We start from the raw sequence: 20727 nt of genomic DNA, 5'->3' as shown, positions 1-20727 counted from the left end.
TTAGATTCTGGAGAGGAAAACATCTATGAACTCATTTATAAATTGGCTCAGTAAACACGTTGTGCCGATTGCATCAAAGATCGGTTCAATTAAGTGGTTGATCGCGCTACGTGATGCCTTTATTTCAATCATGCCTGCCACGATGGCTGGGGCCGTCGCGACAATTCTCAACGCGCTGGTGCGGGACATTCCAACCCGCTTCGGCTGGACCGGCTTCGTCAACGCCATGCAGCCACTCATTGGGATCAACGCCCAGGTTTGGACCGGGTCCCTGGCGATTCTCGGCTTGGTTTTTGCCTTCACCTTTGGTTACCAGATGTCCACGCAGTACAAGGTCGAACCACTCACCGGGGGCATCGTGACCCTCGGGACCTTCCTGATGTGCTTGCCACAAAGCTACACCTTGACACTGACCAAGGCGCTGTCCAAGGCTGATGCAAAGACGCTTACCACTGCTGGGGCGGCGGTTGCCGGTAAGTCTGTTACCGGTTGGGGCTTCTTCAACTTCAACACCTTCTTCGGTTCAGCCGGCTTCTTCACCGTCATGATCATGGGTGGCCTGGCCATTTCGATTTACATTTACTTGATGCACAAGAACATTACTATTAAAATGCCTGATTCAGTTCCACCCGCAATTGCCGCTGCCTTCACCGGGATCATTCCTGCTACCGCAGCCCTGTACGTTGGCGGGATCATCACTTGGGCCTTCACCAAGTTCAGTGCTTCCACTGTCATTGAATTCATCAGTAAGACATTGCAGGATCCACTGCTGCACCTGTCTCAAGGCTACGGTTCAGTGCTGCTGATGACGATTTTGGTTCAAGTCTTCTGGTTCTTCGGCCTGCACGGGACCAACGTGCTCGGCCCAATCCTCGATGGGATTTGGCTCACTGCACAGATTGCGAACATCAACGCCTTCAGTCAGCACCAAGCACTGCCTTACCTCTGGACCCGGAACTGTTTCGACCTCTACGCCTGGATCGGTGGTGCGGGTTCAACCCTGCTACTGCTGATTGCCATCCTGATCTTCTCCAAGCGGGACGATCAGCGGGCGGTCGCCAAGCTCGCGATTGCACCAGGCTTCTTCAACGTTAACGAGCCAGTTATGTTCGGGCTGCCAATCGTGCTCGACCCAATCTACTTCATTCCGTTCCTGCTCGCACCAGTAGTCATGGTTACCATCGCCTACTTCGCGATTCAGTTCGGATTAGTATCACCAATCAAGACGCAGATTGTTTGGTCCATGCCACCGATCATCAACTCACTGATTGCCACCATGGACTGGCGGGCGCCGATCCTGCAAATCGTCAACGGCATAATCGGCTTCCTGATTTACGTGCCATTTGTTCAGGCTGCTAACCGGGTCAAGCCAGTCGTTGATTAAGTAGTTGTTGCAAAATTAGTTTTGGAATCACAATAGAATGGAGAATCGGTATGTCTAAGAAAATGACGCTGGCGATGGTTAATCTAGGTTTACTTTTGATCATGGCTAGTCAGCTATTACCCGGAAATTATTATTTTGCCAGCCTCTTTGGGGGCATGGCGCTGGCATTCGCTGCCGGTGTGCACTACTTCCGGAGTCTTCGGCACCCGGTCAAGGCAAAGGATTAGTAGGAGGTCACAATGAAAATTACAATGGATCTACAGGTTCCGGCCGACTATTTCTTCCAGCGCCTGGTCGACTCGGTTCTTCAGGATATCAAGCAGCAAACGGGCCGGCAGCTCGCTGAACGGGCGCTGCCGGGTTACCGCTACCACAAGGAGTTCGGGAACAAGCAGACCGGGGAACTGAAGGTCTTGCACTTCCTGCACGGCCGGCGTTACGGTTACTCCCTGCGCACCGGGCGGAACGAGTATTTTGTGGACTACGAGCTCACTCCGCAGGGGGCGGACAGTTGCACGCTGACGTACAGTGAGCAGCAAAAGGGCCGCGATGCCAAAGTCACGGCCAACAACAAAACGGCCTCCTTCTTCTTGGGGTGGTTCCGCAAGCGGCGCTTCAAAAAGATGGCCGCAGAGATCAGTGCCGCGTACCGTGATCAGCAAAAGGAGGAAGCTTAATGCGTCGCATCGGTTTATCGATTTATCCTGACTTATCTAATTATGAAGATGACCAGCGTTATCTGGAGGCGGGCCACAAACTCGGCTACACCCGCGTGTTCACCTCACTGCTGCAGCTGAGCGGCGATGCGGAATCCGGCACCTTAGCTAAGTTCAAGCGCACCATCAAGTGTGCAAACGACTTGGGTTACCAAGTCATCGTTGACATCAACCCAGGCCTGTTCAAGGACTTGGGCGTGACCTATGACGACTTGCACTTCTTCGCCGACCTCGGCGTCTGGGGCTTGCGCCTCGATGAAGGTTTCACGGGCCTCGAGGAGGCGCGGATGACGCGCAATCCTTACGGGCTCAAAATTGAGATCAATATGAGTGCCGGCACCAACTATCTCGCCAGCATCCTCAGCTACCACCCGTTGCGCGACAATCTGCTGGGCTGCCACAACTTCTACCCGCAGGAATACACCGGTCTGAGTGAGCGCTACTTCATGCAGTACTCACAGCCCTACCGCGACGCCAACCTGCACACGGCCGCTTTTGTCAGCTCCCACGTTGCCCAAACCGGTCCCTGGCCGGTGCACGAGGGTCTGCCAACAATGGAGGCGGACCGGGACTTGCCGATTGGCACCCAGGTGCAGCACCTGCTGCTGACGGGGATGATTGATGACGTGATCATCGGCAATGCGTATGCATCCAACCGCGAGCTGGAACTGGTCGCGCAGAACTTCTTTAGCAGCCAGCCACTGCTTGGCGTGCGGCTGCGCAGTGATGTCACGGCAGTCGAGCGGGCCATCGTGCTGGACGGGGTCAACGGCGTGCACCTTTACCGCGGTGACGCCTCCGAGTACATGTTGCGCTCGACCCAAACGCGCATCACCCACAGTGGCGACGCAATCCCCGCGCGGCCAAGTACGGGTGACTTTCAGCGCGGTGACGTGCTGGTCGTGAACGATGATTACGCGCGCTACAAAGGCGAAATGCAGATCGCACTGCGCTCCTTCCGCAACGACGGCCGCCGCAACGTGGTGGGTCACATCGTTGATTCGGACGCAGGCTTGCTGCAGTACATCAAGCCATGGCAGACGTTCAAGCTGATTGAGCAGTAGTTGTTTAGCGCCAAAGAGGAGAAAAATTATGAGTAAGAAAATTATGCTTGCGTGCTCGGCGGGAATGTCGACGAGCTTGCTGGTTACCAAGATGCAAAAGGCCGCGGAAAAGGACGGCACGGACGTGACGATTTTTGCCACGGCGGCTGCCGACGCGGAGAACAAGCTGGACCAGGAGCACCCAGACGTGTTGATGCTGGGCCCACAAGTTAAGTACATGCTGGATGATTTCAAGAGTAAACTTGACATCCCAGTTGCCGTCATTAACATGCGCGATTACGGCATGATGGACGGCGAGAAGGTACTACAGTCTGCACTGGCGGTTATTGACGCACAGAAGGCATAGAAGTACTTTCCACAACAAAACCTAAGCCAAGAGCCTGACCTCGTGTTGAATGGGGGCAGGCTCTTTTGCATGCCGGGCGGTGGGGGCATCTACTCCCGCTGCGTCACGGGGCCACTCCATGCACAGGGTCGCGTTCAAGCCTGGGAAGTTCACCCAGTCTTGCCGCTAAGCTCGAGCCAACACTCCCTGCGGTCGCATTGTTGTCTCTGCGCTTCCCCCAACAATTGACGGCAAGCCACTTGCACAAACCGCAAGTGGCTAGCAGTCAATTGTTGCGATGGCATGGAGCAGCCCCGTGTCTCCGCTCCGTAGATACCCCCACCGCCCTAAACGGATGTACTAAATTACGGAGCGAATTCTGGTTGGTTACATTGCAGATGGTTGCGGCATCTTGACCGCTGATTTGTATCTATTACACCCGAATGCATGTACCATGCCGGTTATTGGTGCCGTTAAACTAAGCTGGTGATGTGATCACATTGAGGCCTGCAGTAAAAGTTTAAACTTCAGCAGCGTAAACTTATCATGCAGAAATCTCTTATTTTGATTGTGGGTGGCACCAAATGCAGTCTAGAAGCTTACGGTAGGGTGTTTGGCGCCTCTTCCGGGAGTGAAGTTGGCGGTAGTGACCATGCTGAAACGATAATTACTAGTCTAGCCGGTTTTTGGCTAGGCTAGTAATTATCGGGGCGAGTGGAGAGACCGCTAAGGAAGATATAGGTAGTCACGATGAGCTTACCGAAAATGTTAATTCAACACGGCGGGCTCGGAGCTCAGCCGGAAGACTTGACCCGGGCCTGGCCAAGTCTGGAGGTGGCCCCAGCATGCCTGTCTGTCACTACCGCCAACGAAACGGACGGAAGATGCGCCGAACACCCGGCAACAACACTCCACTGAACCACAACGCGAGCTACATAAAAAGCAGCCACACAATGATGTGCGACTGCTAAGACTGGTAGGGAGTAGCTTCGAATATACAACAGCCATAGCTGCCGGCCGACTCCTGACCAATTTTAACTAAGGTGAGGAGTCGGCCTACAAACGTGCTCCACAACGCAGCTCCTTCCGCTTAACACGAAATTCACCCTCAACACAAAGTGCATGTGCTGAGGGTGAATTTCACGTTAATGCTCAGGAGCTAACCACGTTGTGGAGCACTCTATTCATCGTCCTCGTCGTCATCGATATCTTCACCCGTCTGCGCTGACGCAGGCCGGTGGTGGATGCGCTTGAGGTGGGTCTTGCGGATTTTGCCCAGAACTAGTGGGACGTGTTCAACGACAACATCGGAGTACTCAAGCCCGAACCACTTCGCAACACTGACGGTGTGCTTTTGCAGCCAGATGCGGGCCTGGATGAGCAGCTTGGCGAAGCCGTTGATCTGGGTCTCTGGTGACAGTTCTTCCTGCACGAGGACGAAGGACCAGTCACCAACCGTGCGGCCAGGCATGGTCGTGTACTTTTGCGGCTGCGGGTGGAGGTCACCGCTGTGCATCAGGTCGGCGACGATTTGACGCAGGAACACGTTGACGCTTTGTGAGCGCCGGAAGCCCAGGTAAAGCTGAACGTTAACAATGTAATCCGTGTCGTAAGTGTTGGCCGTGTATTCAGCCGTGTAGGGTTCGTCGGTAACGTTGACGGTCACGAACCAGTAGACTGTGGCGCGCTTAGGCCGCTTGTCGAGGATGGAATAGATCAGATCCTTTTTGACGAAGTAGTTGGCGCTTGGTTCGGTCATGTAAACCAGATTATCGGCATACAGGGAGTAGGATTCGTCGTCATGCAGCGCCTTGATTTGGTTCTTGTAGGCGAGCAGGGAGACTTTTTCGCGGGTGTAGGAATTGGCGTCCCGGAGCACGCGCCCTTCGTACCAGATGATCATGACTAGCAGGATCATGGCCGCAATCAGGGCGGTCACGTAGCCACCGTGCATGAACTTCGCGGCACTCGCCAGGAAGAAGACGAATTCAATTGCCGCGAAGAAGATGAACACGATTCCGGCGAGCAGCCCCGGCGTTTTGCGCAGGCGCAGGTATTCGTAGAGCAGGATGGTCGTCATCAGCATCGTGATGGTGATGGCCAGTCCGTATGCGCCTTCCATGTGGGCCGAAGTCCGGAAGTAGAAGATGACCCCGATGCAGACAAGCCACAAAATGGTGTTGACCATCGGAATGTACAACTGGCCCTTGAAGCGCGTCGGGTAGATGATGTGCAGGCGCGGCAGGAAGCGCAGCTTGATGGCTTCAGAAACTAGCGTGTAGGAGCCGCTGATCAGGGCCTGACTGGCGATGATGGCAGCCAGCGTGGCCAAAATGATTCCGAAGAGGTGAATGCCACTTGGCAACATAGCGAAGAAGGGGTTCATCTCTGCCGCGTGTACGAAAGCGGGGTTTGCCCGGTTCTGGTCGATCCAAACCGCCTGGCCGAAGTAGTTCAGGATCAGGCTGAGGTTAACGAAGGGCCAGCTCAGGTAGATGTTTGGCCGGCCGACGTGACCCATGTCGGAGTACAGTGCCTCAGCACCGGTCGTGGCCAGGAAAATTGAGCCGAGAATGAAGATGCCCATTTTGTTCGCGGGACTAAACAGCAAGTGGATCGCGTAGTAAGGGTTCAGCGCCGCCAGCATCGACCAGTCGTGGCTGAGGCTGACCAGGCCGACGACCCCGATGAAGAGGAACCAGAGCGTCATGATGGGCCCAAAAGCGCCCCCAATCAGCTGCGTACCAAACCGCTGGATGAAGAAGAGCACGCTGATGATAATAATGGTCGTCAGGATGACTTCATCCTGGTTGCCGATCCAGATGTTGCCGCCGATTTTGAGACCCTTGAGTCCTTCAACTGCGGTCGTGACGGTCACGGCTGGCGTTAACATCCCGTCAGCCAGCAGCGTGGCACCACCGATGAGGGCAGGAATCGCCAGCCACTTAGCGCGCCTGCGCACCAGGGTGTAGAGGGCAAAAATCCCACCTTCACCGTGGTTATCAGCACGCAGCGCGATGATCACGTACTTCAAGGTGGTGATGATTGCCAGGGTCCAGAATACTAAGGAAACGGAGCCCAGCAAAAAGTCGTGATCGACGGCCTCTAAGCCGCCGTTCCCGGCCACGATCGATTTCATTACGTACAGCGGGCTAGTTCCGATATCGCCGTAAACCACGCCCAATGTGATCAGTAATCCGGCAGCAGTCACCTTCCGCTTGTGACTTTGCTTTGCCGCATCTAAGTTGCCCATTTCTTCACCTCATAAGAATTCTTCTTACCATGTGCTCCAAGTGTAGATTATTGGGGCGGGCGGTGCAATCGTATCCGCAACTATTTAGCGAGATTGTGCACATACGCTCTGCTAGGGATTGTAGGGCCAATTTACAACTATCGCAATAGTTGGCAGCGATATCATTTTCAGAAAGACCAAAATAGTGATAATCTAAGTTACATAAGTAATTACAGCGAGGATGGAAGAAAGCAAATGGACAACTCTGACGAGAAGACTGCGGTCAAGCCGCTGCACATCTCTGCAAAACACCACATGACGATCCACTGGCACCGCTTTGAAAGTGACAGTAAGGTGCCGATTACTAGTGCTAGTCTGCGCGAACGGGCAACCATTGTCGGCCGTGTCGGCATCATGATGCTCGGCTGCGGTACCGGGGCGTGGCGGGTGCGCGAGGCGATGGACAAGGTTGCACGTTCAATCGGGCTGACATGCGCTGCCGATGTGGGTCTGACTACCATTGAGTTCAGTTGTTTTGAACGCGGGCACCACTACACCCAAACGCTCTCGCTGCCGACCAGTGGGGTCAACACCGACAAGCTGAACGAGCTGGAGAGCTTCACCGATAATTTTGCCCAGAACTGTTTGCAGCTGACCGCCCACGAAATTCACGACCGGCTCGATGCAATTCGCGACCGGCCGGGTAACTACGGGCCGATTGTGGCCGGGCTCGCGTCTGCTTTTGCCTGCGGGGCCTTCGTTTTCCTGCTGGGCGGCAGCTTGGTCGAAATGTTCTGCGCATTCTGCGGCGCTGGGGTGGGCCATTATTCCCGCCGCGTGATGGGCAAGCGCCACATCACGATGATCGGGACGACCGCGCTCAGCGTTGCGCTCGCCAGCGTCGTCTACCTGCTCGTGTTCAAAGCCTTGGAGTTCGGCTTCAACGTCTCGAGCGCGCATGAGGCCGGTTATATTGGCGCGATGCTTTTCGTGATCCCGGGCTTCCCGCTGATTACCAGCGGGCTCGACATCTTCAAGCTTGACATGCGTTCGGGACTCGAGCGGTTGACCTTCGCGCTGACCGTGATCCTGGTCGCAACGCTCGCAGGGTGGCTCGTCGCGATGCTCGTGCGATTGCGGCCCGCAGATTTCTTGCCGCAGGGGCTTAGCCCACTGGCGCTGCTGGTGCTGCGCATTGTGGCCAGTTTCATCGGGGTGTTCGGCTTCTCGATGATGTTTAACAGTCCGCCCAAAATGGCCGGACTGGCCGGAGTGGCGGGGGCCATCGCCAACACGCTGCGCCTAGAACTGGTTGATTTCAAGTTGCCACCAGCTGCCGCTGCGTTCCTTGGCGCGCTGGCCGCAGGGTTGGTTGCGTCCTACTTCTTCAAACGCTTCGGCCTGCCGCGGATCTCACTCACGGTGCCTTCGATTGTCATCATGGTGCCGGGGCTGTACATGTACCGGGCGGCTTACAACCTGGGAATCAACAACTTTACAGTCGGTGGATCCTGGTTGCTGAAGGCCATTATGATCGTCATCGCCTTGCCGCTCGGACTGGGCACCGCCCGGATATTGACGGATAAGGCTTGGCGCCACGTTAATTAAAAAAATTATCTAATTTAATGGTTGCCAAACGGACCGGCGCTGACGTAGTTGTCAGTACCGGTCCGTTTGGGTTAGTGGTATAACGTAAGCAAAATCAGTGGGAGGCTTAGGATATGAATGATGTAATTTTCCACATTGACGAATCAGCCAAGTGGCCAACACTGCTCAGTAATGTGCAACATTACCGCGAGTGGCTGCGGAGCCAAAATGACGCTAGTGCCCTGGAAGTCTTGGTTAATGGGGCAGCGGTTGCCGACACCACGGTTGGCAGTGCGGTCGACCTGAGCGCGCTGGCGCAGATGGCCACGGTTGCGGTTTGCGCCAACTCAATGTCGCAGCGGCAGATTACGAGGAACCAGCTGCAGGCGGGGCTCACCGTTGTGCCGGCTGGCGTGGTGGAGCTCGCTCAGCGGCAGCACCAGGGGTACGCGTACATTAAGCCGTAAAGGGCCGGCTTAAGCATTTTTGGACGCTTATTGTTAATTAACGGGGAGGTAGACAGATGGATGAAAATAAAGACAACCCAATGTGCCACCAAGGGATGACTTGCCATGACGGCTGCCGCTGTGCAGGTTCACACGGCCGCTGTCAGTGCGATATGGTCACTCCTGAGCAGTGTCGCTGCGGTTCACTGTGCAAGGCAGCACCAGCTAAATAGGTCAAACAAAAAGCGTGAATCAACGAGGATTCGCGCTTTTTGTCTACTTAATTAACAGCGGCTTTTGATTTAAAAATCATTGGTTTCAGTCGGGACCAGATTGCGTGCAGGCCAAACGCTGAGGCGAATGACAGGCACCAAGTCAGTACGTACAAAATCAGGATGCCGGCCCAAGTGTTGGCGGTCGTTAAGTTCTTGCCGAACAGCAACCAGAGGCATTCGGACCAGAAGACGTTCGACAGGTAGGCCTTGTAGGCAAAGCCGGCGAACTTGTGGACGAACTTGGTGAATGGCCGGCGCGCCTTGACCTGGTACAAGCATAGAGCGGCAAACAGGCCGATGACCGCCAAGTCGTAAAGCGTCATTGACGGCTTGTAGTAAGGTGCGTTGCCGAGGCTAATCGGGAAGCCGTAACTGAATAGTTCGCGGTTGGCCCACCAGAAAGTTCCGAGGAACACCACGACTAGGGCTGGCCACCACTTCATGATTGCGTGGTTAAACTGGATCCGATATTGCCAAGCCAGCGTGCCAAAAACACCGTAAATAAAGAAGCTGACGAACAGCCGGTCAAACAGGTACCAATCGGTAGCGTGGGGACCGTTAAACACCTGCGTGTCGTAGAACCACAGCCATAGTACTGCGATGATGATGGCAGTGCAGGCTGCAATTAGGCCGCGCTTAACATTTTGCCCGCACCAGCGGCCAATTGCCCAGAATAGCGGCATCAAAATGATGAACTGCAACATCATCGTGTTGTACCAGAGATGCGGCGCGGCGTTCCCGTTAACAAAATGCCATAAGAACGATCCCAAGTCGTGATACTGGTTAACTTGTTGCATTTGCGGCATCACTAGTAGGTAAACAAAGGTCCACCAGATAGTGGGGACGAAGAGCGCGTGCCACATATTCTGCATGTACTGGCCATACGTTAGGTCGCGCTTGTTAATTGTGGTGCGCGTTGTGGTATACAAAATACCAAAGATGAAGGCTGGTGCCGTGTACTTGACCAGGTTGTAGAGAACCCCGATCCACGTTTGCGCCCCGATACTGGGGCTGGTCGTTAATGCGTAGGCCATGATTGGCTGCGACATAACTGCGGTACATGCGCCCAGCTTCAAATAGTCGCCGATATCGGCGGCCGGTTCGAGCTGTTTAGTGTCACTCATTTGCTTGTCCCACCTTAATTCGGATTTGTGAGAAGCGACCGGCGGGAAGCTGTCGGTGCCAGTTTAACGAGTTCCGCAGTCACTTGCAAGAATTAATTTCCGTAACTAAACGGTCAGTGCGTGCTCGCGTTCGCTAACAAATAGAGCGACCAAGGCGTTCGCAACCTCGCGGGTCCGGGCGTCTTCTTTAGCCTGGCCTTCAGTTAAATAGATGGTTCGATAAGGGGGATTCGGGGCGATCCGCGCCAGATGCAATTGCTTGCCGGTATCGGCCCAGGTAACCGAAGGAATGAAGCCGATGCCCACACCCGCACCGAGCATGGCCCGGATGGTGGCGGGATCATCGGATTCGTACTGGTAGTTAAGCTGAATGCCCAGACTATCAAAATATGCGTCCAACGTGCTGCGCAGCGGTGTGTGGCCACCGAGCGCAACGACCGGCAAGCCAACTAGCTCTTCCGGTTTAATAAACTGCTGCTCCTTGATTTGGGGATCAGCACTGCCCACCATGATTTCTTCGTTGAGCAGGGGGACGGAGCGCCTGTCGCGCCGCGGCTGCCGGGTCGAAATCGTGAAGTCAAAATCGTGGGTGTCATTGACCGCGGCAATACGCTGGGTCAGTTTGATTGGGGCGTCGGGATAGATGTGGTGGATCGTCGTGATAATGCCAGGAATGAGGGCCGAAGCCACCTCAACTAGTAAGCGAATCGGCTGCTGCTTGGTCGTGCGCTTGGCCACGGCTTCCACACCGGCTTGGATTTGGTCAAGGCCGGTTTCAACATAGTTTAAGAAAACGCGGCCAGCATCATTGATCACGATCCCCCGGCCGACCCGGTCGAATAAGGGCACCCCAAGTTCCTTTTCGAGCTCTTTGATCATTTTGGACATGGCGGGTTGACTAACGTAAGCCTGCCGGGCCGCTTGCGTGATGCTACCGGTCTGGGCGGCGTAGACGAAGCCTTGTAGTTGGGTGAGATTCATGGGGACGACCTGCTTTCATTAATAACTTACGGTTATATATATTATCAAAATTCATTATACAGCGTTATTGGTTCGGGTTACAGTAAACTCTGTGAGAGCGATCGGATCGAATTAGAGAGAAGGTCAACCGTGAATTCATTATGGATTTTCCCCGGTCAAGGGGGGCAGAGCGCTAGCATGCTGCAAGGTGTGGATGCTGATTTGCGCACGCACGTTGAAGATTTGCTGGGGCTTAAATTACAGGACACAGACGAAGCCTATCAGGACTCCGTGCAACTGCAAGTGGGCATCGAGCTGCTGCAGGTCGCACAGATCGATGCCATGTTCAAGGCGGGACTGCGGCCGCACCTAGTCGCTGGCCACAGCCTAGGCGTGTTTGCGGCGGCATATGCACTTGGCAGTCTGCAGAAAGACGATTTGTTCCGCACCGTTAAACGGCGGGCGGAGCTCATGCAGGGGGCTTACCCCAGCGGCTACGGCATGGGGGTCATCGTTGGCCTCAGCCGGAGTGAGGTCGAAAAATTGGTTGCGCGAGTGCACAGCACCGCGCATCCGGTATACGCGTCCAACCAGAACGCGGAGGACCAGACCGCGTTGTCCGGTGAGCTGGATGCGATCGCCCAAGTGGTGGCGTTAGCGAAGCAAAATGGTGCCGCCCGGGCGCTGCGCTTGAAAGTGCCAGTACCATCGCACTCACCGCTGATGACTGAGGTCAGTACCCAGCTGGCGGCGGCAATGAGCGCGGTTGAACTGACCAAACCGAACGGTATTTACCTAGCTAATTACTCGGGCCGCGCAGTTCGGCAGGTTGCGCCAATTCTTGAAGACCTAACGGCGAACTTGAAGTACCCGGTGTACTTTGAAGCCATGATGGGGGTCGCACGCGATTACCAGCCGGATAGCATCGTCAATTTTGCCCCCGGCCAGCCCTTCCGCAAGGTACTAGCGCAGAAGTTTGGGGACTTGCACCAAATCAATCTGAATCAAATGAGCGTATCTGACGCAGCGTTTTTATTGAATAAATGGGAAAGAGGTTCTTATTAATGAGCGAAGAACGTAATTGGGCAACGCATCGCGAAGCCAAAGCGAGAAAGCTCGCAGCCATTAGCAGTCTGCTGGATGGCAAAATTGCGCAAACGAAGGATGCCAAAACCCTTCTGGAAGGCTTGATTGCCCCAGGAGACAAGGTCGTTCTTGAAGGTGACAACCAGAAGCAGGCCAGTTTTCTGTCCAAGACCCTGGCTGCAGTTGACCCAGAAAAGATCAACAATCTGCACATGATCATGAGCAGTATTTCGCGGCCCGAGCACCTGGACATTTTTGAAGACGGAATCGCCTCGAAGATGGACTTCTCCTTTGCGGGTCCCCAGAGTACCCGGGTTTCGCAAATGATTGCTGACGGGACACTGAAGGTGGGGGACATTCACACCTACCTGGAACTGTACGCCCGCCTGTATGTTGATTTGATTCCGAACGTCGTGTTGGTTGCGGCGGATAAAGTCGACCATGAAGGTAATCTTTACACCGGTAACAACACCGAAGAGACGCCAGTTATCGTTGAGGCCGCTGCATTCCACGATGGGATCGTCATCGTGCAGGCCAACGAAATCGTCGACAAAGTACCGCGCGTCGACATTCCTAGTGATTGGGTCGACGTGGTCATTCCTGCCGACGAGCCATACCAGCTGGAACCACTGTTTACGCGGGACCCACAGAACATCAACGAGTTGCAGATCTTGATGGGCATGATGGCAATTCGCGGAATCTACGAAAAGCACAACGTTCAGTCCGTCAATCACGGGGTCGGCTTTAACACCGCCGCCATCGAATTGCTGCTGCCAACGTATGGCGAGCAGCTGGGGCTGAAGGGCAAAATCGTGCCGAACTGGGAAGTTAACCCAACCCCGACCCTGATTCCAGCAATCGAATCCGGTTGGGTCAAGTCGATTCACTCCTTTGGTGGCGAAGTGGGGATGGAAAAGTACATCGCAGCCCGGCCGGACGTGTTCTTCGTTGGTCCAGACGGCTCGATGCGGTCCAACCGTGCTTTTGGCCAGATGGCCGGTCAGTACGCACTGGATATGTTTGTTGGGTCAACACTGCAAATTGACCAGTACGGGAATTCGTCAACTGTTACTAACGGCCGCCTATCTGGTTTCGGTGGGGCGCCAAACATGGGTTCCAACCCAACTGGGCGTCGGCACTCGACCCCTGCATGGCAGAGTTTGCGGCCAGATAACGATCCGCTGGGCAAGGGCCAGAAACTGGTTGTGCAGATGGTTGAAACCTTTGGCTCTAACAAGCGGCCGGTCTTCGTTGACTCGCTGGATGCGGTCAAGGTTCGTGAAGAGGCCAAGCTCGCCAATGTGCCGATCATGATTTACTCCGAAGACACGACCCACATCGTGACTGAAGAAGGGATTGCTTACCTGTACAAGACCGACTCAATGGCTGAACGCCAGGCGGCAATCGAAGCTATTGCCGGCGTCACACCTGTCGGCTTGCGCTCTAATCCAGACACAGTCAAGGACTTGCGCGCACGGGGCATCGTTGCGTTCCCTGAAGATATCGGCGTTAATCGCAACCAGGCAACACGGTCCCTGCTTGCCGCCCAGAACATGGAAGACCTGGTTAAGTGGTCCAAAGGCTTATACAACCCACCGGCTAAGTTCAGAAGTTGGAGCTAAAACCGCGAACTAGCCGCAGCCTTTTACACGAGAGGAGCACCCATTATGGAAAAATTGCACTTTAAATATCAAGCAACGCAGCCAATCGACCACCCGGTCCACATTGGTGTTGTTGCTTCAGGTGACCTGGAAGTCATCATGAAGCCAACGGACAAAACAGAGTCCGAGCTGAACATCGTCACTGGTAGTGATGGTTTCAAAGAAGTCTGGCAGAACGTTCTGACGCGCTTCTTTGCGCGCTACCCGCTGCTCGCCGATTTTGAAATCAATGATTTTGGGGCCACACCCGGGGTCGTTAACTTGCGGCTGACACAAGCAATGGAGGCACTTAAAGATGAGCAATAGTTTTGTAGAATTACACGCTCGCCAGCGGGCCGAAGCCTTACTGGACGCCGGTAGCACCCGCGAACTGATTGGGCCTTTTGACAACATGATCTCACCACATTTGGAGCCACAGGGCATCGTTCCCGAAGCTGATGATGGGATTGTCGTCATGAAGGGCACGATGGCTGGCAAGAACGCCGTCGTTATCGCCATCGAAGGCAGCTTCCAAGGCGGTGGGATCGGTGAAGTTTCCGGTGCCAAAATTGTTGCCGCACTGGAACATGTGCTAGCCGATAACAAGGCTGGCAAAACCGTCTACCCAATCATCATTTTGGATACCGGTGGTGTGCGCCTGCAGGAAGCTAACTACGGCCTCCTGTCAATTTCCGAAATTCAGAACATGATCATCGCGCTGAAGAAGTACGTGCCAGTCATCGGTCTAGTTCCCGGACGCGTTGGTTCATTCGGCGGGATGTCCATCACCAACGCCCTGTTGTCCTACGTGATCGGTACCGACAAGGCCCGGATTGGTTTGAACGGTCCTGAGGTTATCGAACAAGAAGCCGGCGTCAAGGAATGGGATTCTTCGGACAAAAACCTGATTTGGAACACGCTGGGGACCAAGCAGCGGCAGGCAACGGGCATCATTGATGAAGTCGTTGACGACGATGTTGCGGCCTTTAAGCAGGCAATTACCAGCGCAATTAACGAGAAAAAGGATTCGCAGCGTGATCAGCGCGGTGACTTCTACTTGTCCTTGCTCGATCAGCTTGACCCAAGCCAGCCGCTCGACATCGCTGGTTATGACAAACTGTTCAAGCAGGTCACGGTTAAGGAGCATCATTTGGCGCCAGCCGTTGCGGGCACGGAAGCCGGCACCAAGTCGCGGGGCCGCAACTGGTTCGAGATTCTGACTGGCATCAAGAACGCTCAGAGTGAGGTGCCAACTGTTTTGCACGCGCAAAAGGACGGGCGGGAATACATCGCCATCGTGCCTGATGAGCATAATCGCTTCCCGCGCGTGCAGCACGGTGAAGTTGGGCTGCAGGAAGGTTACACCGTTGCCAGTGTTGTTAACGACTTGATTGCCGCTGACAAGGACAAGCCGGCCACGCAAAAGACTCCAATCGTCATTGTTGTGGACGTTCCGAGCCAGGCATATGGCTACAAGGAAGAGCTGATCGGGATTCACATGTCCCTGGCAGCTGCGGCTAGTGCTTATGCACGTGCCCGGCAGGCTGGGCACAAAGTGGTTGCCTTCATTCCTGGTGATGCGGTCTCGGGTGGTTTCTTAGCCCAAGGACTGCAGTCGAACCGGCTGGTTGCACTTGATGACCTTGATATCACCATTCAGGCGATGAGCAAGGCCTCCAGTGCCCGGATTACCCAGCGGACCATTGCCGAACTGGAAGAAGCAACCAAGCACGTGCCAGCGATGGCTTATGACATTGAAAATTACCAGAAGCTCGGTTCTCTGTACCGGCTGATCGAGGGCGTGAAGGGTTACGACCACGATGCGCGGGCTGTTGGTACCGTTGAGGCCGCACTGGATGACGCGTTCGCGAGTCTGGACGACGCGCCAACTGACCTGTCCTTCCGGTACACGAACGACATCGCGGTCAACGGTGCAGACGGTGGGCGCAAGGCAACTAACCAGGTCCGCGCCCTGATGGATCAGCAATGGAACGCTTAGCACCCCACACGCTCATTCGCCTCAGCAGTCGCGCTGCGTTGACAGCGGCAGGCGCTTTACCGGAGTGGGCAGAAGCCATGTTAAAAGAAGCACCGTACGTAATCGTGCGGCGCGGCGCACAGGTCGACCGGTATCCGGTCGGCCTGCGTGGCTATCAGAAGAGTGAGCGCTTCGCGGCGTTCGTGACCGCAGATGGTTACAGTGATCCGGTCACGCCTCAGCAGGCGCTTACGCTACTCCCACAACTGGACCCCGTGCGGGCACAGCTGCCGGCGTTTCAAAAGCTAGTGCAGTTGCAGCCCCTACTCCAAGATTTTGATTGGGGCGTTGGTGGTAGTCTGCAGTTTGAACTGGTCACCGGTCTGAAGATGGCCCGGCCTGGTTCCGACGTGGACGTCATCATGAACCGCCCGGCGCAACCTTTGAGCTATGCAGCCGCATTGCGGTTAGTGCAGCAGCTGCAGGTGATTGCTGGCGCGCACGCCGATATTCAGGTGGTGCACGGTCAGGACGGCTTTTCGCTGGAAGAGTACGCCCAGCAGCGTGACCGCCAGATCATGATGAAGACGGCGAATGGCCCGCAGTTAACGGCTAATCCTTGGCATTTTGCGGGTGAGCGTTAATGTTGGTAGAAGTTCCGCAGGCAAAATTAGCTGTGCACACTGAAGGCGAGGGCCGCCCGGTGATTTTTCTCAACGGCTTTGGTAGCTACAAAGAAATCTGGACCGCCCAAGTCGCAACGTTTAGCCGGCACGCGCAGACCGTGTGTTTTGATTACCGCGGTCAAGGCGAATCGACTGGTGCGGTCGCGACCACTCTTGAGCAGCTGGCCGATGATTTGCTGGCAGTTATCCGAAGTCTGGTACTGATCAGGCCGCTGCTGGTTGGCCACTCGATGGGGGCCAGCGTGCTGTGGGCATTTCGGCAGCGTCACCCCGAAGTGCCAGTCAGCGGGTTAGTGATTGTGGATCAGTCGCCCAAAATGCTCAACACGGCTGACTGGCCGTTTGGTTATCGTAATCTGACCGCGGCCACCGCCCCCGTGCAGCTGACGCAGCCGCGGCAAGGGCATGAGACTCTACACGGCATGGTGCCAGAGATGTTGACCGCCTTCATTCGGGCCGAGAGTCAGCATCCCTTTACTCGAGATGAGGGCTTGCCCCTACTCAAAAGTCATTTTGCGGCTGACTGGCGCGATGTGGCCATTGCGGAGACTACGCCAACGCTGTTTGTGACCGCTGAGCAGACGCCCTACTTCAATAATGGTTACGGCGAGTGGTTGGTGCAGCGCAACGCCCATGTGCGGGAGGTATTGCTTGCCGACTGCGGTCATGACGTGATGGCCGAGGTGCCAGAGGCGTTCAACCAGACCTTGCGCCATTTTATGAAACAACACCAATGAAAGGAACTCCTTATGCCGAAGTATACCCCGGCGCAACTCGCCAAATTTGCCACGCGTGCACTTTTATATGAAGTCAGTGTTAATCCCAAGCCGGGGCTGGTCGATCCAGTTAGTTCTGGTCCGCACCCGGACATGACCGTGTTCACATTTATCGACTCGAGCCTGAGCTTGCAGCCTTATCTACAGTTTTGTGCAGAAACTGGGGATAACTGGGCGGGCACACTGCCCAATCTGTTCCAAAAGCTGCGGCCGGAGGGGATGGAGGCTGAAAAAGCCATGTTTGAGGCAACCAACGGGGTCAACACGCACAAGGGCGCCATTTTTTCCCTGGGTATTCTGGTGGCCGCGACCGCTTATCAGCAAAATGCTACTGCGGCGTTCTCTTCGGTGCAGTTAGTCATTAAGCGGATGCTCGCCGGATTGACCGAGCAGGATTTTGCCCGCACAGCGGAGAAGCCTAAAGCAGCGCTGACGGCAGGTGAAAAGCTTTACCTAGGCTATGGTTTGACCGGCGTGCGGGGCGAGGCTGAGGCCGGCTACCCCAGCGTTTTTGCGCACGGGTTGCCCACTTTGCGGCAAGCAGAAGGGAGCCTGAATGAGCGGCTACTTGATAGTCTGCTCGCAATCACGGCGCACTTTACGGATACTAATCTGATTCACCGCGCCGGGACGGTGACGGCCATGGCTGCCGCACAGACGCAGGCGCAAGCAATCCTTGATGCGGGCGGAGTGCACACCAAGCGGGGCAAGGAGTTACTTGACCGGATGAACACGGATTTCTTAGCGCGAAATCTGAGCCTGGGCGGATCTGCGGACATGCTGATCCTGACAATTTTTATGGCGCTGGTTGCAGGCGTAATCTAGCTACTTTACGGTGTCTCGTTTCATCAATTGTTGATGAAGCGGGGCACTTTTTGTTCAGCAAAAGTGGCCTACCTGAACCGTTTCTAAAAAACTGTTGACACTTAACAATTATGTGATAGCATTAACTCAACATTAAATATCAAGTGAACAGAATTAAGTAGAGATTAGAAGAAACGAATTGCGGCAGTGCACAGAGAGTCTCAGGGGATGGAACGAGATGACTGCAGATTCGTGGCACATCTATGAACTTGGCGGCTGAACCAATAGTAGGCTGGCACGCAGGAATTGCGTTATCATAGCTATCAGGAAGCGTTCGCGTTACGCCGCCGCTCCTTGACAGTGCGAGGCTATTTGGCGCAAGCCAGTAGCAAATTGAGGTGGTACCGCGGTGACACATCGTCCTCAAGAATCTAGATGATTCTTGGGGACTTTTTTTGTACACAGAGCGGAGCCCCGCGGGTAGAAGCTGAGGACTAACAGGCTTCTGAAAGAATGCCGGTTTTGGGCATTATTTCAGAAGTCAGTTAGCCGCAAGCTTCTGCGGGGCGCAGCTCGACTATGTACACAGAGCGGAAAGGAACGGTTTGAAGGTGAGCATTTGCAGACTCCGGAAGAAATGCCGGGTTTTGGCATTACTTCCGGAGTGGGCAAAGCGCAAGCTTCAGTTCCTCGCAGCTCGACTAGACATCGTAAGCAAGAACGCCGCAGCTCGACTCGGTACCGTAAGATAACCATTATCCACAACAAATGCGAGTTATTAACAGCCAATTCTAAGCACCATAAAAATTATCCACATCTTTTCCACACAATCGGAGGTAATCACATGTCCAAACGCAATTTGCCCCTCGGCACCCGCGATGAACTCGGGCCGGCAATGGCACGTAAGCAGCAAATCATCCAGACGATTCAAACCACATTCAGCCAGCAGGGTTTTGCCCCGGTCAAAACACCAGTGCTCGAATACGCTGACGTGTTCACCGGCATGAACGGCGGCAACCTCGGTACATACAGCCTGCCCGCCGAAGAGGAGCAGCTGGTGCTGCGGCCCGACCTGACGATGCCAATTGCCCGGGTGATGAGCACCACCGGGATCGTGCCTCCGGTCAAGCTCAGTTACAGCGGGGATGTGTTCCGGCGCCACAAGCGGCACACCGGCGGCTACGACCAAATCACGCAGGCCGGTATCGAAATCATCGGCTACCCCGGCAGTAAGGCTGAAGAGGAGTGCCTGCTCCTCGCCGGGCAGCTTTGCACCCAGCTGCAGATCAAGCAGTTCACGATCGAGCTGGGCAACGCGGGCTTCGTTGACGCAGTGCTGGCGGCCTTGCCCCTGGCCGAGCCGGCACGCGCGGAACTGAAGCAGGCACTGATTGCCAAGAACCTTAGCACTTACCAGGACCGCATCAAGCCGCTGGTAAACAGTCCCTACGCCGACTTCTTGCAAAATTGGCCCTGGTTGTTCGGCCCGCTGGACACGGTGCTGGCGCAAGTCGAAAAGTTACCGGAGACACCCGGCGTGGCTGCAATTTTGGCTGACCTGCAGCGGGTGGCGGCGTTCCTCAAGCGTTACGTCCCGAACGCGGAAGTCACCTTGGACCTGTGCAGCAGCGCGCCGCAGCCTTATTACACCGGACTCAGCTTCCACGCCTACGCTGCGGCTGGCGATTACTTGTTCTCCGGTGGCCGCTACGACCGCTTGCTCGCTAGCTTCCAGCAGACGCCGCTCGCCGCGGTCGGTTTCGCTTTTGACGTGGACGCGCTGGTCGCCAGCGTGCCCGTGCAAGACGCAAGCCCGCAGCAGCTGGTTTACTTTACTGAAGACCAGTGGCTGGCGGCCCAGCAATATGTTGCTAAGCGGCCGAATGCGACCTTGTGCCTCGCCACCAGTCTGGCGGCCGCGCAGCAGCAGGCTGATCAGCAACAAGCTCAGCTCATCGACTTGAGCAGTCAGGAGGAGACCAATGCTTAATATCGCCTTAACGAAGGGCCGGACCGAACAGGACGTCTTGCCACTACTAAAGCAGGCCGGTGTCGACACCGTGCCAATCGAAAACAAGGGCCGCAAGCTCATTTTCACCGACCGCGACCGTTACCGGACGATTCTGGCAAAAGGGCCGGACGTGCTGACCTACCTCAACCGCGGCAGCGTGGATATCGGCATTGTTGGTTCCGACATCCTCACCGAGCAGGAAAACGACCAGCCGGACATGCTGGATCTGCAGGTTTCCAAGTGCCATTTTGTCCTCGCCTCGACCAGCGCCTTTAATCCGGACACGCCGCGGCGGCTCATCATTGCCAGCAAGTACCCGCACATCACGCAGACCTACTTCGACACGATTGGCACCGACGTTGAAATCATCAAAATCGAGGGCTCCGTTGAACTGGCCCCGCTCATTGGCATGGCGGACGCCATTGTCGACATCGTGGAAACCGGTACGACGCTGCGGGAGAACCACCTGCAGGTCTACAACCGGCTCCAAGATTGTTCGGCGCACCTAGTGGTCAACCGCCTCGCGTTGAAGCAAAAGCGGGCGGAAGTCTACCAGCTGATTACTAACCTCCAAAAGTGTATTCAGGCAAAATAAGCAATTATTGTTGAAAGATGGCGTCACCGCGGCTGCGG

General features: G+C 55.3%; 19 protein-coding genes. 16 read left to right on the top strand and 3 right to left on the bottom strand.

Annotated elements, in window-relative coordinates:
* Positions 1–25: 25 nt before the first annotated feature.
* The 5 genes from GN107_RS06390 to GN107_RS06370 are packed head-to-tail and all read left to right on the top strand — an operon-like array spanning position 26 to position 3510.
* Complete coding sequence (locus tag GN107_RS06390) at positions 26–1384, top strand: PTS sugar transporter subunit IIC (RefSeq protein WP_155287520.1); 1359 nt, start codon at positions 26–28, stop codon at positions 1382–1384.
* A gap of 50 nt (positions 1385–1434) precedes the next feature.
* A complete protein-coding gene (locus tag GN107_RS06385; protein ID WP_155287519.1) occupies positions 1435–1611 on the top strand; it encodes a hypothetical protein in 177 nt (58 codons plus the stop codon).
* Between the two features lie 12 nt (positions 1612–1623).
* Entirely contained in the window at positions 1624–2061 is a 438-nt protein-coding gene (locus GN107_RS06380) for a DUF3284 domain-containing protein (RefSeq protein ID WP_155287518.1), read from the top strand.
* Positions 2061–3164: a DUF871 domain-containing protein gene (locus tag GN107_RS06375; RefSeq protein ID WP_155287517.1), complete on the top strand. Its 1104-nt coding sequence runs from the start codon at positions 2061–2063 to the stop codon at positions 3162–3164. The genes GN107_RS06380 and GN107_RS06375 overlap by 1 nt, the downstream gene beginning before the upstream one ends.
* Positions 3165–3189: 25 nt before the next feature.
* On the top strand, positions 3190–3510 hold the full coding sequence (locus GN107_RS06370) for a PTS sugar transporter subunit IIB (protein WP_155287542.1): 321 nt from the start codon (positions 3190–3192) through the stop codon (positions 3508–3510).
* Positions 3511–4669: 1159 nt separating this feature from the next.
* On the opposite strand, the gene GN107_RS06365 is transcribed toward GN107_RS06370, so the two are convergent.
* Positions 4670–6742: a KUP/HAK/KT family potassium transporter gene (locus tag GN107_RS06365; RefSeq protein WP_155287516.1), complete on the bottom strand. Its 2073-nt coding sequence runs from the start codon at positions 6740–6742 to the stop codon at positions 4670–4672.
* A gap of 234 nt (positions 6743–6976) precedes the next feature.
* Between GN107_RS06365 and GN107_RS06360 the strand changes: the two genes are divergently transcribed.
* Together GN107_RS06360 and GN107_RS06355 are read left to right on the top strand one after the other, a co-directional pair.
* Positions 6977–8329, top strand: coding sequence for a threonine/serine exporter family protein (locus tag GN107_RS06360; RefSeq protein WP_155287515.1), 1353 nt, complete (start codon positions 6977–6979; stop codon positions 8327–8329).
* Positions 8330–8442: 113 nt separating this feature from the next.
* Positions 8443–8775, top strand: coding sequence for a DsrE family protein (locus tag GN107_RS06355; RefSeq protein ID WP_155287514.1), 333 nt, complete (start codon positions 8443–8445; stop codon positions 8773–8775).
* A gap of 259 nt (positions 8776–9034) precedes the next feature.
* On the opposite strand, the gene GN107_RS06350 is transcribed toward GN107_RS06355, so the two are convergent.
* Both GN107_RS06350 and GN107_RS06345 read right to left on the bottom strand, forming a co-directional pair.
* Entirely contained in the window at positions 9035–10153 is a 1119-nt protein-coding gene (locus GN107_RS06350) for an acyltransferase family protein (protein ID WP_155287513.1), read from the bottom strand.
* A gap of 105 nt (positions 10154–10258) precedes the next feature.
* Positions 10259–11134: a LysR family transcriptional regulator gene (locus GN107_RS06345; RefSeq protein ID WP_155287512.1), complete on the bottom strand. Its 876-nt coding sequence runs from the start codon at positions 11132–11134 to the stop codon at positions 10259–10261.
* A gap of 129 nt (positions 11135–11263) precedes the next feature.
* Between GN107_RS06345 and GN107_RS06340 the strand changes: the two genes are divergently transcribed.
* The 9 genes from GN107_RS06340 to hisG all read left to right on the top strand — a co-directional run bounded on the left by GN107_RS06340 (position 11264) and on the right by hisG (position 20689).
* The gene (locus GN107_RS06340) at positions 11264–12178 is read left to right on the top strand and encodes an ACP S-malonyltransferase (protein WP_155287511.1); all 915 of its coding nucleotides are present in this window, start codon (positions 11264–11266) and stop codon (positions 12176–12178) included.
* Entirely contained in the window at positions 12178–13821 is a 1644-nt protein-coding gene (mdcA, locus tag GN107_RS06335; protein WP_155287510.1) for a malonate decarboxylase subunit alpha, read from the top strand. Before GN107_RS06340 ends, mdcA begins: the two co-directional genes overlap by 1 nt.
* Before the next feature lie 45 nt (positions 13822–13866).
* Positions 13867–14166: a malonate decarboxylase subunit delta gene (locus GN107_RS06330; RefSeq protein WP_155287509.1), complete on the top strand. Its 300-nt coding sequence runs from the start codon at positions 13867–13869 to the stop codon at positions 14164–14166.
* Positions 14156–15838, top strand: coding sequence for a biotin-independent malonate decarboxylase subunit beta (gene mdcD, locus GN107_RS06325; protein ID WP_155287508.1), 1683 nt, complete (start codon positions 14156–14158; stop codon positions 15836–15838). Before GN107_RS06330 ends, mdcD begins: the two co-directional genes overlap by 11 nt.
* The gene (locus GN107_RS06320; protein ID WP_155287507.1) at positions 15826–16461 is read left to right on the top strand and encodes a malonate decarboxylase holo-ACP synthase; all 636 of its coding nucleotides are present in this window, start codon (positions 15826–15828) and stop codon (positions 16459–16461) included. The genes mdcD and GN107_RS06320 overlap by 13 nt, the downstream gene beginning before the upstream one ends.
* Positions 16461–17240, top strand: coding sequence for an alpha/beta fold hydrolase (locus GN107_RS06315; RefSeq protein WP_155287506.1), 780 nt, complete (start codon positions 16461–16463; stop codon positions 17238–17240). Before GN107_RS06320 ends, GN107_RS06315 begins: the two co-directional genes overlap by 1 nt.
* A 12-nt stretch (positions 17241–17252) precedes the next feature.
* Positions 17253–18104, top strand: coding sequence for a triphosphoribosyl-dephospho-CoA synthase CitG (citG, locus tag GN107_RS06310; RefSeq protein WP_155287505.1), 852 nt, complete (start codon positions 17253–17255; stop codon positions 18102–18104).
* A gap of 823 nt (positions 18105–18927) precedes the next feature.
* On the top strand, positions 18928–20073 hold the full coding sequence (locus tag GN107_RS06305) for an ATP phosphoribosyltransferase regulatory subunit (RefSeq protein ID WP_155287504.1): 1146 nt from the start codon (positions 18928–18930) through the stop codon (positions 20071–20073).
* Positions 20066–20689, top strand: a complete 624-nt coding sequence (hisG, locus tag GN107_RS06300) for an ATP phosphoribosyltransferase (protein ID WP_155287503.1) — start codon at positions 20066–20068, stop codon at positions 20687–20689. Before GN107_RS06305 ends, hisG begins: the two co-directional genes overlap by 8 nt.
* The last annotated feature ends 38 nt before the right edge of the window (positions 20690–20727 follow it).

It is taken from the genome of Lacticaseibacillus zhaodongensis (genome assembly GCF_009687905.1).
Taxonomy (GTDB): domain Bacteria; phylum Bacillota; class Bacilli; order Lactobacillales; family Lactobacillaceae; genus Lacticaseibacillus; species Lacticaseibacillus zhaodongensis.
This window is presented reverse-complemented; position numbering and strand designations above follow the sequence as displayed.

Excerpts from the sequence above, each read along its gene's own strand:
- GN107_RS06390 (WP_155287520.1), top strand. The coding sequence starts at position 26 with ATGAACTCATTTATAAATTGGCTCAGTAAACACGTTGTGCCGATTGCA.
- GN107_RS06385 (WP_155287519.1), top strand. The coding sequence starts at position 1,435 with ATGTCTAAGAAAATGACGCTGGCGATGGTTAATCTAGGTTTACTTTTG.
- GN107_RS06380 (WP_155287518.1), top strand. The coding sequence starts at position 1,624 with ATGAAAATTACAATGGATCTACAGGTTCCGGCCGACTATTTCTTCCAG.
- GN107_RS06375 (WP_155287517.1), top strand. The coding sequence starts at position 2,061 with ATGCGTCGCATCGGTTTATCGATTTATCCTGACTTATCTAATTATGAA.
- GN107_RS06365 (WP_155287516.1), bottom strand. The coding sequence starts at position 6,742 with ATGGGCAACTTAGATGCGGCAAAGCAAAGTCACAAGCGGAAGGTGACT.
- GN107_RS06360 (WP_155287515.1), top strand. The coding sequence starts at position 6,977 with ATGGACAACTCTGACGAGAAGACTGCGGTCAAGCCGCTGCACATCTCT.
- GN107_RS06355 (WP_155287514.1), top strand. The coding sequence starts at position 8,443 with ATGAATGATGTAATTTTCCACATTGACGAATCAGCCAAGTGGCCAACA.
- GN107_RS06350 (WP_155287513.1), bottom strand. The coding sequence starts at position 10,153 with ATGAGTGACACTAAACAGCTCGAACCGGCCGCCGATATCGGCGACTAT.
- GN107_RS06345 (WP_155287512.1), bottom strand. The coding sequence starts at position 11,134 with ATGAATCTCACCCAACTACAAGGCTTCGTCTACGCCGCCCAGACCGGT.
- mdcA (WP_155287510.1), top strand. The coding sequence starts at position 12,178 with ATGAGCGAAGAACGTAATTGGGCAACGCATCGCGAAGCCAAAGCGAGA.
- GN107_RS06330 (WP_155287509.1), top strand. The coding sequence starts at position 13,867 with ATGGAAAAATTGCACTTTAAATATCAAGCAACGCAGCCAATCGACCAC.
- mdcD (WP_155287508.1), top strand. The coding sequence starts at position 14,156 with ATGAGCAATAGTTTTGTAGAATTACACGCTCGCCAGCGGGCCGAAGCC.
- GN107_RS06320 (WP_155287507.1), top strand. The coding sequence starts at position 15,826 with ATGGAACGCTTAGCACCCCACACGCTCATTCGCCTCAGCAGTCGCGCT.
- GN107_RS06315 (WP_155287506.1), top strand. The coding sequence starts at position 16,461 with ATGTTGGTAGAAGTTCCGCAGGCAAAATTAGCTGTGCACACTGAAGGC.
- citG (WP_155287505.1), top strand. The coding sequence starts at position 17,253 with ATGCCGAAGTATACCCCGGCGCAACTCGCCAAATTTGCCACGCGTGCA.
- GN107_RS06305 (WP_155287504.1), top strand. The coding sequence starts at position 18,928 with ATGTCCAAACGCAATTTGCCCCTCGGCACCCGCGATGAACTCGGGCCG.
- hisG (WP_155287503.1), top strand. The coding sequence starts at position 20,066 with ATGCTTAATATCGCCTTAACGAAGGGCCGGACCGAACAGGACGTCTTG.